Source organism: Streptomyces marokkonensis, assembly GCF_008312835.1.
GTDB classification, from domain to species: domain Bacteria; phylum Actinomycetota; class Actinomycetes; order Streptomycetales; family Streptomycetaceae; genus Streptomyces; species Streptomyces marokkonensis_A.
Map to the genome: position 1 here is coordinate 578602 of NZ_VSKS01000002.1, position 14209 is coordinate 592810.

A 14209-nucleotide genomic window follows, 5' to 3' on the forward strand; every position below is an offset into this window, starting at 1 on the left:
CTCTTGACAATACCTCCGACGCTGGCTAGGGCGCCCGTGCGCAGGGCGTCGGCGCCGCCCCGGGGGCATGAAACAATCGGAGCCGGCTCACCGGTATCGACAGCGACCAGGAGACACAGCGAGATGCGTATAGGAGTCCTCACCGCAGGCGGCGACTGCCCTGGGCTGAACGCAGTGATCCGGTCGGTCGTGCACCGAGCGGTCGACAACTACGGCGACGAGGTCATCGGCTTCGAGGACGGCTACTCCGGTCTGCTGGACGGCCGCTACCGCCCGCTCGACCTCAACGCGGTCAGCGGCATCCTGGCCCGAGGCGGCACCATCCTCGGCTCGTCCCGGCTGGAGCGCGACCGGCTGCGCGAGGCCTGCGAGAACGCCTCCGACATGATCCACGACTTCGGCATCGACGCGCTGATCCCCATCGGCGGCGAGGGCACGCTCACCGCGGCCCACATGCTGTCCGACGCCGGCCTGCCCGTGGTCGGCGTCCCGAAGACGATCGACAACGACATCTCCTCCACCGACCGCACCTTCGGCTTCGACACCGCCGTGGGCGTCGCCACCGAGGCGATGGACCGGCTGAAGACCACCGCCGAGTCCCACCAGCGGGTGATGGTCGTCGAGGTCATGGGCCGGCACGCGGGCTGGATCGCCCTGGAGTCCGGCATGGCCGCCGGCGCCCACGGCATCTGCCTGCCCGAGCGTCCCTTCGACCCCGCCCAGCTGGTGAAGATGGTCGAGGAACGCTTCGCCCGCGGCAAGAAGTTCGCGGTCATCTGCGTCGCCGAGGGAGCCCACCCGGCCGACGGCACCATGGACTACGGCAAGGGCGAGATCGACAAGTTCGGCCACGAGCGCTTCCAGGGCATCGGAACGGCCCTGGCGTACGAGCTGGAGCGCCGCCTCGGCAAGGAGGCCAAGCCGGTCATCCTCGGCCACGTCCAGCGCGGCGGCGTACCGACCGCGTACGACCGCGTCCTCGCCACCCGCTTCGGCTGGCACGCGGTGGAGGCCGCGCACCGGGGCGAGTTCGGCAGGATGACCTCGCTGCGCGGCACGGACATCGTGATGGTGCCGCTGGCGGAGGCGGTCACCGAGCTGAAGACGGTCCCCAAGGACCGGATGGACGAGGCGGAGTCCGTCTTCTAGACGGGGCCCCTACCCGGCCGCGTCCTCGACCGCCGTCCAGAAGTGCTCGACGATGCGGTCCAGGAACTCCCGGCCGCTGTCGCCCGCGTCGCCGTGGCCGCCGCCCCAGCTGAGGGTGGCGGCCATGTGGCCCTGGTAGTCCCGGTGCAGCCGGTGGAGCGCCCCTTCGAGCTGCCGCCGTTCCAGCGGGGCGACCTTCGACACCGGCCGCACGTACGCCTGCCAGCGCGTCGTCGCCGCACTGCGCAGCAACTCCGCGAGCCGGTCCTCCCGTCCGGTGACGGTGATGACGTCGGCCAGGGACAGGGCGAGCATCCGGGCCAGGGCGGCCGACTGCCGCTCGGTGCCGCGCCACTGGCCCGTCTCCTCCATGCGCAGGTACGCGTGCAGTTCGTGGCCGACCGTGCGGGCGACGTCCTCGGGCGCCAGACCGCGCGCGACACGGTGCTCGCGCAGGGTGCGCGGCCGCCCGACGAGTTCGCCGGGCGAACACCACAACACGCCTGCCAGGGCGCTGAGTTCGGGATGGGAGGGGGCGGCGGCCCCGCGTTCCCAGGCGGCGACGAGCGCCGGGGTGACGTACGGCAGCCCGTACGAGTCGCGCAGGGTGTGGGCGACATGCTCCGGGCCCAGGCCCAGGGCGGCCCGCAGCCGGCGCGCGGCGGGGGCGTTGAACGGTGGGGGCGGATGACGGTCGCTGCGAGCGGAGGGTCGGTGCACGGCCCACAAGCTAGGCCCGTCCACCGGGGATGACTACGGTCTGTTCGGCCAGTATCACTGATCGTAGGAAGGTACGGCTACCGGCGAGTCGGGCGCTTCGGCGCGGAGGGGTGTTCCGGCGCCCTCCGGCGTGCCCACTCACGAACAGCAAGCTCAGCGGGCATATGCGTGTTCCGGTATCCGCGTCCGGGTCCATGGCGGGGTGATCCGCACGCGCGAGGTTCGCACGTCCGCGCGACCCGAGGGCCTTCGACGACGCGTGCCCACGCGGCGCGAATCCGCCCTCCGCCCTCGGCGGACCACGACGGCCCGGGGCCCGACCGCGTGCGTGCGGTCGGGCCCGGGCTCGCGCCCAGGTGGCGGAGGTGAACAGGCGGAGCCGGGGAAGGAATCTGTGACGCGTTCGATCATCAAAGCGGCTGAGTGGGCGCTGGAACCGGAAGCTGGCGAGAGTGCCCCGCGAGCCATTTACTCCGCTCTGTGCATGGCGTGTGGGGCAGAAGCGCCGGCGTCGGACGACTCGCCTGAGCCTGTGGAGATCTGGGCGCTGAAACACACGGGCCTGAATCCGGCTCATCGGCAGTACAAGGCCATGGTCGAGACCTATTGGCGTGTGGCCCCGGCGGAGGGCAACCCCTACCGGGAGCTTGACGCCCAGGGCGTCTGAGCGTGCGCCTGCACCGAGCCGGATGGCTGCCGCTTACTGGGCGCTGCGAGGTACAAGGGCAACAACGAGCGGGCGGGCTCGCCCAAGGAGGCCGAGCAGGCCCGCCGGGCGGCACGGCTCACCGGCCCCGAACCCACCGATAAACCAGCTCCGGCCGCCCCACCTGCCCATACACCGGAGCCCGCCCGGCCCTCCCCGCCTCCACCAGGTGCTCCAGATACCGCCGGGCCGTGATCCGGGAGATCCCCACCGCCTCGGCGACCCCCGCCGCGGTCAGTCCGTCCTCCGCGTCCCGCAGGGCCTCCGTCACCCGCTCCAGCGTCGGCGCGCTCAGCCCCTTCGGCAGTGCCGCGGGCGAAGGTGCCCGGAGCGCGGCCAGCGCCCGGTCCACCTCGTCCTGGCCGCTGGCCTCGCCCACGGCCGCGTGGAACTCGGCGTACCGCACCAGACGGTCCCGCAGCGTCGCGAACGTGAACGGCTTGAGCACGTACTGCACGACGCCCAGCGACACGCCCTCGCGCACGACCGCGAGGTCCCGGGCGGAGGTCACCGCGATCACGTCGGCGTGGTGGCCGGCCGCCCGGAGCGAGCGGGCCAGCTGGAGGCCGTGCACGTCGGGCAGGTGCAGGTCGAGGAGCAGCAGGTCGACGGGCGTGCGCTCCAGCGCGCGGCGCGCCTCCACCCCGGTGTGCGCCTTTCCCACCGCGACGAACCCGGGCACCCGCCCGACGTACAGCACGTGCGCGTCGGCGGCGACCGGATCGTCCTCGACCACCAGCACTCTGATGGGCTGCCCGGTCATCCCGCGCCCCCCGGGACCTCCGCGACAGCGGCTTGCCTGAGCGGCAGCCGCGCCTCGAACACCGCGCCGCCCCCGTCCGCGGAGGCCACCGACAGGTGTCCGCCGTGCCGGGCCACCGCCTGCTGCACGAGGGCGAGGCCCAGGCCCCGTCCCCCGGGGCCGGACGGCTTGGTCGTGAAGCCGCGCCGGAAGACCGCCTCCGTGTGGTCCGGGTCCACGCCCGGGCCGGTGTCGGACACCCGCAGGACCAGCTCACAGGGGTCCTCGGTCAGCGCCGTCACCGTCACCCGGGGCCGCACCCCGCCCTGCGCCGCGTCCACGGCGTTGTCGACGAGGTTGCCGAGGATGGTCACCAGGTCCCGGGCGGGCAGGGAGTCCGGCAGCAGGCCGTCGTCGAGGCGGCTGTCGTCCGACACCACCAGCTCCACACCCCGCTCGTTGGCCTGGGCGGTCTTGCCGAGCAGCAGCGCCGCCAGCACCGGCTCGCTCACCGCCGCCACCACCTGGTCGGTGAGCGCCTGCGCCAGCTCCAGCTCGGCCGTCGCGAAGTCCACCGCCTCCTCCGCCCGGCCCAGCTCGATCAGCGAGACCACGGTGTGCAGCCGGTTCGCCGCCTCGTGCGCCTGCGACCGGAGCGCCTGGGTGAAGCCGCGCTCGGAGTCCAGCTCGCCCATCAGCGACTGGAGCTCGGTCACGTCCCGCAGCGTCACCACCGAGCCGCGCCGCTGGCCGCCGGTGACCGGCGAGGTGTTCACCACCAGCACCCGGTCCGCCGTCAGGTGCACCTCGTCCACCCGGGGCTCCGAGGCGAGCAGCGCGCCCGTCAGCGGCGCCGGAAGACCCAGCTCCGCGACCGATCTGCCCACCACGTCCTCCTCCTGGCCCACACCCAGCAGCTCCCGGCCGCCGTCGTTGATCAGCGCCACCCGGTACTGCCCGTCCAGCATCAGCAGCCCCTCGCGCACGGCGTGCAGCGCGGCCTGATGGTAGTCGTGCATATGACTGAGCTCGGCCGCGTTCATGCCGTGGGTGTGACGGCGCAGCCGGGCGTTGATGACGTAGGTGCCGATCGCGCCCAGCCCGAGCGCGCCGGCCGCGACGGAGAGCAGCGCGGTCAGCTGTCCCCGGGCGCGCTGGCTGATCTCCTCGACCCGTATGCCCGCGCTGACCAGGCCGACGATCCGGTCGCCGTCCCGGATCGGGGTGACCGCCCGGACCGACGGCCCGAGGGTACCGGTGTACGTCTCGGTGAAGGTACGGCCCTGGAGCGCCGGGGCCGTGTGCCCCTGGAAGACCAGCCCGATCTCGGCGGGGTTGGGGTGGGTCCAGCGGATGCCCCGCGTGTCCATGATCGTGACGAAGTCCACGTCGGTGTCGCGCACCACCGCCAGCGCGTACGGCTGGAGCCGCGCCGACGGGTCGGACGTGCGGACCGCCTCCCGGACGGAGGGCGAGTCGGCGACCGACCGGGCGACCGCGGTGGCCTGGCGTCCCGCCGCCTCCTCGGCCTGGCTGCGGTCGCCGGCGTAGGTGAACAGCGCGTACCCCGCCACGACGACCGCGATGAGCACGGCCTGCATGGCGAACAGCTGGCCCGCGAGGCTGCGGGGCCGGGGGAGGGGGATGCGCATGCCGCAAGTCTGCCTTCCGGTTCCACGATGAACTAAATGAACGGAAGGGTGACCGCGCTCACAAGGCAGGACATAGTCACGGCATTCCCCGAACCCCATCTCCCCGGACGTGAGCCGCACGCCGGTGATGCCGACGACGTCGTCAAGGAGGGCCGCCGTGACCAGCACATCCGCTCCGGCACCTGCCGCACCCGCAGCCAAGCGGGACCGCACGCACTATCTCTACATCGCGGTGATCATCGCGGTCGCCCTCGGTATCGCCGTCGGCCTGATCGCACCCGGCTTCGCGGTCGAGCTGAAGCCGATCGGTACCGGGTTCGTGAACCTGATCAAGATGATGATCTCGCCGATCATCTTCTGCACGATCGTGCTGGGCATCGGATCCGTGCGGAAGGCGGCCAAGGTCGGCGCCGTCGGCGGTATCGCCATGGGTTACTTCCTGGTGATGTCGCTGGTCGCGCTCGGCATCGGCCTGGTCGTCGGCAACATCCTGGACCCGGGAACGGGTCTCGCGGTCACCGACGCGGTCAAGGAGACGGGCCAGGCCCAGGTCGACGCCGAGGCCAAGTCCACCACCGACTTCCTGCTCGGGATCATCCCGACCACGATCGTGTCCGCCTTCACCCAGGGCGAGGTGCTGCAGACCCTGCTGGTCGCCCTGCTGTGCGGCTTCGCGCTGCAGGCCATGGGCAAGGCGGGCCAGCCGGTCCTGCGTGGCATCGAGCACATCCAGCGGCTCGTCTTCCGGGTCCTCGCCATGATCATGTGGGCCGCCCCGATCGGTGCCTTCGGCGCCATGGCCGCCGTCACCGGAGCCTCGGGCGTGGACGCGCTCAAGAGCCTCGCGGTGCTGATGCTCGGCTTCTACATCACCTGTGTGCTGTTCATCTTCGTGGTGCTCGGCGCGATGGTGCGGATCGTGGCGGGGCTGAACGTCTGGTCGCTGTTCCGGTACCTGGGCCGTGAGTTCCTGCTGATCCTGTCCACCTCCTCGTCCGAGTCGGCGCTGCCGCGCCTCATCGCGAAGATGGAGCACCTGGGCGTCAGCAAGCCGGTGGTCGGCATCACCGTCCCGACCGGCTACTCCTTCAACCTCGACGGCACCATGATCTACATGACCATGGCCTCGCTGTTCATCGCGGACGCCCTGGGTACGCCGATGTCGATCGGCGAGCAGATCCCGCTGCTGCTCTTCCTGCTGGTCGCCTCCAAGGGCGCCGCCGGTGTCTCCGGTGCCGGCCTCGCGACGCTGGCCGGCGGCCTGCAGTCGCACAAGCCGGCCCTGGTGGACGGCATCGGCCTCATCGTCGGCATCGACCGCCTGATGAGCGAGGCCCGCGCCCTGACCAACTTCGCGGGCAACGCGGTCGCCACGGTGCTGATCGGCACCTGGACCAAGGAGATCGACAAGGAGCGGGTGAACGAGGTCCTCGCCGGCCGCGCCCCCTTCGACGAGAAGACGCTGCTGGACGACCACGGCTCCGACGGCGACGCGGACGCCTCCCCCGCCGAGCTGCCCCGGAAGGGCGGCGAGAAGGAGCTGGCCAAGGCCTGACGGCCGACGCCGCTCCCCGCACACCCCGGGCGGCCGGGCGCTCCCCCGTAGCCCAGCCGCCCGGCCCCGGAGGTCCGCGTCCCAAGGCCGGCAGGCCTTGCCGGACCTCCACCACGGCCGGGCGGCCGGGCTCTCCCCCCGTGAGCCCGGCCGCCCGGTCCTTTCCGCCGCCGGCCCTTTCCCTGACGCCGACGTCAAGGCTTACGTTCGTCCCCATGCGAATCGGCGAGCTGGCCGCACGGGCCGGGACCACCCCGCGGACGCTGCGGTACTACGAATCCCGTGGGCTGCTCCCCGCGCGGCGGACCACCAACGGATACCGGACCTACGACGAGAGCGACCTGAAGCTGCTGCGGCAGATCCGCACGCTCCAGGACTTCGGGTTCGACCTGGAGGAGACCCGGCCCTTCGTGGAGTGTCTGCGGGCCGGCCACCCCGAGGGCGACGCGTGCCCCGCCTCGCTCCAGGTCTACCGGCGCAAGCTGGACGAGCTCGACGCGCTCATCGGTGAGCTGCGCGTGGTGCGGGCCGAGGTGGGCGAGCAGCTGGCGCGGGCGGAGTCGGCGCGGGACCGGCTGGCCGCCGGGGCCGCGGTTCCGGGGGGTCCGGAGCCGGAGTGCGAACTGGGAGGGGAACCGTGGTGAGAGGTGTGCCCGAGGTGACCGACGCGGACTTCGCGGCGGAGGTGATCGGGGCGGAGCTGCCGGTGCTCGTGGAGTTCACGGCCGACTGGTGCCCGCCGTGCCGGCAGATGGCCCCGGTGCTGAGCGCGCTGGCCGCTCAGGAGGCGGGCCGGCTGAAGGTCGTCCAGCTGAACGTGGACGCCAATCCCGGCACGACCAACGCGTACAAGGTGCTGTCGATGCCGACCTTCATGGTGTTCCGTGACGGGCGGCCCGTGCGGTCGATGGTGGGGGCCAGGCCCGAGCGGCGGCTCCGCGAGGAGCTGGAGGACGTGCTCTGACCTGCGCGGCAGGCGCAAGGCGGCACAAGGAAACCCCCGGGGCAATTGCGCCCGGGGGTTTCCTTTGCGTATATTCATGGGTTCGCGACTTCGAAAGAGAGAAGGCGCGGTGAAGTTCAGTGAGCACAGTATATCCGGGCGGGAGCGGAATTGTCAAACACCGAATTTCCGGACGATGAATTCCGGCAGGAACAGGAATTCATCGACGGACTGTACGCACGTGTGGACGTCCTGCGCGGCGACGCCGAGGCCGGCGTCACGGACGCGCTCGCCCAGGGCCACACCCCCCGGCAGGCCAGGCTGGAACGGGACATCCTCGTCGCCGAACGCTCCGGGCTGCTCGCCGCGCTGAACGCGGTGGACGGCTCCCTGTGCTTCGGCCGGATCGACCTCACCTCCGGCACGACCCACCACATCGGGCGCATCGGCCTGCGCGCCGACGACGCCGAACGCACGCCCGTGCTCATCGACTGGCGCGCCGACGTCGCGCGCCCCTTCTACCTGGCCACGGGCCACACCACGATGGGCCTCGGGCGCCGCCGGCACATCGCCACCGAGGGCCGCCGGGTCACCGCCCTGCACGACGAGATCCTCGACCTCGGCGACGAGACCCGCACCGGCCACGAGGACCCCACAGGCGACGCCGTCCTGCTCGCCGCGCTCAACTCCGCGCGCACCGGCCGCATGGGCGACATCGTGCGCACCATCCAGGCCGACCAGGACCGCATCATCCGCGCCCCGCACCGCGGGGTCATGGTCGTCGAGGGCGGCCCCGGCACCGGCAAGACCGCCGTCGCCCTGCACCGCGCCGCGTACCTCCTCTACGAACACCGCGAGCTGCTGGCCCGCCGCGCCGTCCTGATCGTCGGCCCCAACCCGGCGTTCCTCGGCTACATCGGCGAGGTGCTTCCCAGCCTCGGCGAGACCGGCGTGCTCCTGGCGACCGTCGGCGAGCTGTTCCCCGGCGTGCGGACCACCCGGACGGACACCCCCGAGGCGGCGGCCGTCAAGGGCCGCGCGGAGATGGCGGACGTCCTCGCCGACGTCGTGCGCGAGCGGCAGGCACTGCCCGACCCGGTGATCGCGATCGAGCACGACCGCGAGATCCTCATGCTGGACGACGGCCTGGTGAACGTCGCCCGCGAGCGCACCCGGGCGGCCAAGCTGCCGCACAACGTGGCCCGGGAGCACTTCGAGGGCCACATCCTCAACGCGCTCACCGACATGGTCGCCGAGCGCATCGGCACCGACCCCTACGACGGCAGCAACCTGCTCGACCCGAGCGACGTCACCCAGATCCGCGACGAGCTCGCCGAGAACCCCGAGGTCTGGTCCGCCATCGACCGGCTCTGGCCGAGGATCACCCCGCAGCGCCTGGTCGCCGACTTCCTCGCCGCGCCCGAGGGCCGTCTGCCCGACGAGGACGCCGCCGCGATCCGCCGCCCGGTCACCCGGCACTGGACCGTCTCCGACGTGCCCCTGCTCGACGAGGCCGCCGAACTCCTCGGCGAGGACGACCGGCTCGAACGCGAGCGCGCCGAACGCGAACGGCAGACGCAGATCGCCTACGCCCAGGGCGTGCTGGACGTCTCCTACGCCTCGCGGACCTACGAGTTCGAGGACAAGGAGGACGACGACCCCGAGTCCTCCGAGGTGCTGTCCGCGCACGACATCATCGACGCCGAGCGCTTCGCCGAACGGCACGAGGAGGACGACCACCGCAGCGCCGCGGAGCGTGCCGCCGCCGACCGCACCTGGGCGTTCGGGCACATCATCGTCGACGAGGCGCAGGAGCTGTCCCCGATGGCCTGGCGGCTGCTCATGCGGCGCAGCCCCACCCGCTCGATGACCCTCGTCGGCGACCCGGCGCAGACCTCGGAGGCGGGCGGAGTCGGGTCCTGGGCGGACATCCTCACCCCCTACGTCGAGGACCGCTGGGAACACAACCGGCTCGGCGTCAACTACCGCACGCCCGCGGAGATCATGGAGGTCGCCGCCGCCGTGGTCCGCGCCGCGCACCCCGGCTTCGAGCCGCCCGGCTCGGTGCGCTCCACCGGGGTGCGCCCCTGGGCCCGCGCCACCGACGACCTGCCCGGCGCCGCGGCCAAGGCCGTCGCGGAACTCACCCCCGCCGAGGGCCGCCTCGCCGTCATCGCCCCGCGCGAGCTGCACCGCGCCCTGGCCGCCCGGCTGGACGGGGTCACGGCGGGCGGTGAACCCGATCTGACGCACGACGTCGTCCTGCTCGACCCGCGCCAGGCCAAGGGACTGGAGTTCGACTCGGTCCTCGTGGTGGAACCGGGCCGCTACGGCACCAGCGACCTGTACGTGGCGCTCACCCGCGCCACCCAGCGGCTCGGCGTCCTGCACACCGAGCCGCTGCCCCAGCCGCTGGCCGACGCCCTGGCGTAGGACACGGCCCCGGAGTCAGGCCGGGCGCAGCCACACCGTCGCCAGGGGCGGCAGGGTCAGCCGGATGCTCGCCGGGTGGCCGTGCCACCCCTGCGGCTCCGGCTTGACCGGGTCCGGGTTCGTGACGTCACCGCCGCCGTAGCGGCCGGCGTCGGTGTTCACGGCCTCGTGCCAGGCGGGCACGTCGTCGGGGACACCGATCCGGTAGTCCTGCCGGACCACGGGCGCGAAGTGGGACACCGCGAGCAGCGGGGAGCCGTCGGAGTCGTACCGCAGGAAGGCGAACACGTTGTCCTCGGCGGCGTCCCCGGTCACCCACCGGAATCCGGACGGCTCGGTGTCGCCCCGCCACAGCGCCGGGGTCTTCCGGTACACGGTGTTGAGGTCCCGCACCAGATCGCGCACCCCGCGGTGGTCGGCCTCCGCGCCGTAGTGCGGGTCCAGCAGCCACCAGTCGGGGCCGTGCGCCTCCGACCACTCGGCGCCCTGCGCGAACTCCTGCCCCATGAAGAGGAGCTGCTTGCCCGGGTGGGCCCACATGAAGCCCAGGTAGGCACGGAGGTTGGCGCGCTGCTGCCACCAGTCGCCGGGCATCTTCGACACCAGCGACCGCTTGCCGTGCACCACCTCGTCGTGGGAGATCGGCAGCACGTAGTTCTCGCTGTAGGCGTACACCATCGAGAACGTCATCTCGCCGTGGTGGTACCGGCGGTGGACCGGCTCGTGGCTCATGTACTCGAGCGAGTCGTGCATCCAGCCCATGTTCCACTTCAGCCCGAACCCCAGCCCGCCGAAGCCGCTCGGGCCCTTGTGGTGGGTGGCCCGGGTGACGCCGTCCCAGGCCGTGGACTCCTCCGCGACGGTCACGACCCCCGGCACCCTGCGGTACACGGTCGCGTTCATCTCCTGCAGGAACGCCACCGCGTCCAGGTTCTCCCGGCCGCCGTGCTCGTTCGGCGTCCACTGGCCCGGCTCGCGCGAGTAGTCGAGGTAGAGCATCGAGGCGACCGCGTCCACCCGCAGGCCGTCGATGTGGAACTCCTCGCACCAGTACAGCGCGTTGGCCACCAGGAAGTTGCGCACCTCCCGCCGCCCGAAGTCGAACTCCAGGGTGCCCCAGTCCGGGTGCGCGGCCCGCAGCGGGTCCTCGTGCTCGTACAGCGGCCGGCCGTCGAACTCGGCGAGCGCCCACTCGTCGCGCGGGAAGTGCGCGGGCACCCAGTCCATCAGTACGCCGATCCCGGCCTGGTGCAGGGCGTCGACCAGGTACCTGAAGTCGTCGGGGGTGCCGAGCCGGGCCGTGGGCGCGTAGAACCCCGTGACCTGGTAGCCCCAGGAGCCGCCGAACGGGTGCTCGGCGACCGGCATCAGCTCGACATGGGTGAAGCCGAGGTCCTTGACGTAGGCGGGGAGCTGCTCGGCGAGCCGGCGGTACGTCAGGCCGGGGCGCCAGGACGGCAGGTGCACCTCGTACACGGAGAACGGCGCCCGGTGCGCGGGCACCTCGGCCCGCCGCTCCAGCCACTCGGCGTCGCCCCACTCGTACGCCGAGGACGTGACGATGGACGACGTCGCCGGCGGCACCTCCGTACGGCGGGCCAGCGGGTCGGCGCGCAGCGTCTTCGAGCCGTCGGGGCGGGTGATCTCGAACTTGTACAGTTCGCCCTCGCCGATCCCCGGCACGAACAGCTCCCACACCCCCGTGCCGCCCAGCGACCGCATGGGGCAACCGGTGCCGTTCCAGAAGTTGAAGGAGCCCGCCACCCGCACACCGCGCGCGTTCGGCGCCCACACCGAGAAGCGGGTGCCGGTGACGCCCTGGTGCGTCATCGGGTGTGCGCCCAGCACCGTCCACAGCTCCTCGTGCCGGCCCTCGCCGATCAGGTGCAGATCGAGCTCGCCGAGCGTGGGCAGGAAACGGTACGCGTCCTCGGTCTCCACGACCGTGTCCTCGTACGTCACGAGCAGCCGGTACGCCGGGACCTCGCGCAGCGGGAGCAGACCCGAGAAGAATCCGTCACCGTCGTCGTGCAGGTCGACGGTCAGGCCCCCGGAGAGGACGGTCACCGCCCGTGCGAACGGCCGGAACGCCCGGAAGACGACCCCGCCGGGCACCGGATGCGCGCCGAGCACGGAATGCGGGGCGTGATGCGTACCGCTCAGCAGCCGCTCCCGGTCGCCGGCGTCCACGGCGGGGGAGACGGCGATCTCCGTCTCGGGCGGGGCGGGCTGCGGGGCGGTCGTCTCCGGGACGACCGCCCTCTTCGCCGGGGCCTTCTTCACGGCCTTCTTCGAGGCCTTCTTCGCGGCCTTCTTCAGCGGGCTCCCGGCCGCCTTCTCCGCCGCCTTCTTCGTGGCCTTCTTCACCGTCGCCTTCTCGGCCGCCGCCTTCTTGGCCGTGGCCTTCGCCGCCGCGGCGGTCTTCTTCGCCGGGGCCTTCTTCGCAGTGTCCTTCTTCACGGCTGCCTTCTTCCGCGCGGGCGCCGGTGGCTCGGTGCGCCGCTGCTCGGCCGGCTGCTCCGGTTGCGAACCGCTGGACTCGGGGCGGGGGGTCACGGGCGAAGCCTCCTGGAACGAAGGTCGGACGGGTCAGGTCTGGTCGGACGTGGCGAGCCGCCGCACGGCGGCCATCGGTACGGGGAGCCAGTCGGGGCGGTGCCGGGCCTCGTAGACCGCCTCGTAGACCGCCTTGTCGGTCTCGTACGCGCGCAGGAGCACGGGCTCCGTGCGGGGGTCGCGGCCCCCGGCCTCCGCGTACCCGGAGCAGTACGCCGCCCGGCAGTGCCCGGCCCACTCCGGCTGCGGCGGGTCCACCGAACGCGCCGCGTAGTCGAAGGAGCGCAGCATGCCGGCCACGTCCCGCATCGTCGGCTGCGGCATCCGCCGCTCGGCCAGCGGCCGGGCCGGCTCCCCCTCGAAGTCGATCAGCGACCACTGACCGCCACTGCCGAAGGCGTGGGAGGTGCTCCCGGCCGGGGACCGCAGGCACTGCCCGAGATGCAGGTCACCGTGCACCCGCTGGGCGGTCCAGGTGCGGCCCCCGGCGGCCAGGTCGTCCAGCGCCGTGTACGCGGCGCGCAGCCCGTCCGCGTACGGCCGCAGCGCGGGCACCGCGTGCACGGCGGCCTCGAGCCGCTCCGCCATGCCGTCCACGAGGTGGCGCAGCCGGCCGTGGCCCAATGTGACCGTCGGCAGCGCGCGGGCCAGCGCGGTGTGCACCTCGGCGGTCGCCCGCCCGAGGGCCCGCGCCTCGGCGAGGAAGTCCTCGCCCTTGGCCAGCTCCCGCAGGGCCAGCTCCCAGCCGTCCGTCGCTCCCTGCACGAACGGCTGGAGCACGCCCAGGACGTACGGTTCGGCCGAGGGCGGGCCGGGCACTTCCTCCGGGTCCGTCACCAGCCAGGCCGTCGGCGGGGGCACCCGGGAGCAGCCCTCGCGGGCCAGCGCCAGCGGCAGCTCCAGATCGGGGTTGATCCCGGGCACGACCCGGCGCAACAGCTTCAGGATGAACGTATCTCCGTAGACGACCGACGAGTTCGACTGCTCGGCGGTCATCAGGCGCGGCACCAGGCCGGGCCGGATCTCCTGGCGCGGGTCCCGCTCGAAGCGAAGCCCGCCGATCCGGGCCTGGGTGCGCAGGGCCTCCAGGAGCAGTTCGGCGGGCCGGGTGTCGTGCAGGGCGTCGTAGACCGTCCGTCCGGCCAGGGGGCCCTGCGTCACATGACCGATCAGCGCGGGCGCCAGCCGGGGCGGCAGCGCCTCGCGCACGCCTATGAGCAGCTGGTAGCAGTCGCCGGGCTGCTCCTGCCCGCCGTGGCCCGGCTGGAGCGGCTGGTGGGCGCGGACCAGCAGGTGGTACAGGCCCAGCTTGGCGGTGGGCGGCAGCAGTTCGGTGGCCGCGACCAGGGCGAACCCGGAGACCGGGCGGCCCTTGCCCGCGAACCAGCGCTGCCGCGGCAGCCATTCCCTGAGCAGCGGATCCAGTGACGCAAGGAGCCCGGGCGGTGTCGTGACGGTACGTGTGACGGCTTCCGACATGGCGTCGCGTCCTTTCCCCTCTTTCGGCGCGCCACGGCGGGCGCCGCCGGTGGGCGGGGTGTTACTGATGCGTGCCCAGGGCGGGCCGGTGAAAACCGACCCGCCCCGGGTTCTACGCGGCGTCCTTGCGGAGCCGGAACCAGTAGAAGCCGTGCCCCGCGAGGGTCAGCAGGTACGGCAGCTCGCCGACGGCCGGGAAGCGCACCCCGCCGAACAGCTCGACCGGGTGCCGCCCCTCGAAGGCGCTGAGATCCAGTTCCGTGGGCTGTGCGAA

12 protein-coding genes are annotated in these 14209 nt (G+C 72.6%); 6 read left to right on the top strand and 6 right to left on the bottom strand.

Translation table 11 applies throughout. From position 1 onward, the window contains the following. The first annotated feature begins 123 nt into the window (after window positions 1-123). A complete protein-coding gene (locus tag F1615_RS05525; protein ID WP_149547717.1) occupies window positions 124-1149 on the top strand; it encodes an ATP-dependent 6-phosphofructokinase in 1026 nt (341 codons plus the stop codon). A 9-nt stretch (window positions 1150-1158) separates the two neighbouring features. On the opposite strand, the gene F1615_RS05530 is transcribed toward F1615_RS05525, so the two are convergent. Next, complete coding sequence (locus F1615_RS05530) at window positions 1159-1878, bottom strand: XRE family transcriptional regulator (protein ID WP_149547770.1); 720 nt, start codon at window positions 1876-1878, stop codon at window positions 1159-1161. A gap of 385 nt (window positions 1879-2263) precedes the next feature. On the opposite strand from F1615_RS05530, the gene F1615_RS05535 reads away from it, so the two are divergent. Next, on the top strand, window positions 2264-2536 hold the full coding sequence (locus F1615_RS05535) for a hypothetical protein (RefSeq protein WP_149547718.1): 273 nt from the start codon (window positions 2264-2266) through the stop codon (window positions 2534-2536). A 118-nt stretch (window positions 2537-2654) separates the two neighbouring features. On the opposite strand, the gene F1615_RS05540 is transcribed toward F1615_RS05535, so the two are convergent. After that, window positions 2655-3338 (bottom strand): response regulator, encoded by a 684-nt coding sequence (locus F1615_RS05540; protein WP_149547719.1) that lies wholly within the window; start codon window positions 3336-3338, stop codon window positions 2655-2657. Further along, on the bottom strand, window positions 3335-4969 hold the full coding sequence (locus F1615_RS05545) for a sensor histidine kinase (RefSeq protein ID WP_149547720.1): 1635 nt from the start codon (window positions 4967-4969) through the stop codon (window positions 3335-3337). The genes F1615_RS05540 and F1615_RS05545 overlap by 4 nt, the downstream gene beginning before the upstream one ends. Before the next feature lie 157 nt (window positions 4970-5126). Here F1615_RS05545 and F1615_RS05550 point away from each other — a divergent pair, with 157 nt between their 5' ends. The 4 genes from F1615_RS05550 (at window position 5127) to F1615_RS05565 (ending at window position 9900) form a co-directional block, all read left to right on the top strand. Continuing rightward, window positions 5127-6524 carry a cation:dicarboxylate symporter family transporter gene (locus F1615_RS05550; RefSeq protein ID WP_149547721.1) on the top strand — a complete coding sequence of 466 codons (1398 nt, stop codon included), beginning with the start codon at window positions 5127-5129 and terminating at the stop codon, window positions 6522-6524. Window positions 6525-6739: 215 nt separating this feature from the next. Further along, complete coding sequence (locus F1615_RS05555) at window positions 6740-7168, top strand: MerR family transcriptional regulator (RefSeq protein ID WP_149547722.1); 429 nt, start codon at window positions 6740-6742, stop codon at window positions 7166-7168. Continuing rightward, the gene (locus tag F1615_RS05560) at window positions 7165-7488 is read left to right on the top strand and encodes a thioredoxin family protein (RefSeq protein WP_425385621.1); all 324 of its coding nucleotides are present in this window, start codon (window positions 7165-7167) and stop codon (window positions 7486-7488) included. The genes F1615_RS05555 and F1615_RS05560 overlap by 4 nt, the downstream gene beginning before the upstream one ends. Before the next feature lie 132 nt (window positions 7489-7620). Beyond that, window positions 7621-9900 carry a HelD family protein gene (locus tag F1615_RS05565; RefSeq protein ID WP_149547724.1) on the top strand — a complete coding sequence of 760 codons (2280 nt, stop codon included), beginning with the start codon at window positions 7621-7623 and terminating at the stop codon, window positions 9898-9900. 15 nt (window positions 9901-9915) lie between these two features. Here F1615_RS05565 and glgB read toward each other — a convergent pair whose 3' ends face one another. From glgB to F1615_RS05580, 3 genes are all read right to left on the bottom strand, one after another. Next, entirely contained in the window at window positions 9916-12360 is a 2445-nt protein-coding gene (gene glgB, locus F1615_RS05570) for a 1,4-alpha-glucan branching enzyme (RefSeq protein ID WP_425385623.1), read from the bottom strand. A gap of 129 nt (window positions 12361-12489) precedes the next feature. Beyond that, window positions 12490-13935: a maltokinase N-terminal cap-like domain-containing protein gene (locus F1615_RS05575; protein ID WP_149547726.1), complete on the bottom strand. Its 1446-nt coding sequence runs from the start codon at window positions 13933-13935 to the stop codon at window positions 12490-12492. A gap of 112 nt (window positions 13936-14047) precedes the next feature. Continuing rightward, on the bottom strand, window positions 14048-14209 hold a 162-nt coding region (locus tag F1615_RS05580), incomplete at its 5' end, for an alpha-glucosidase C-terminal domain-containing protein (protein WP_208818260.1).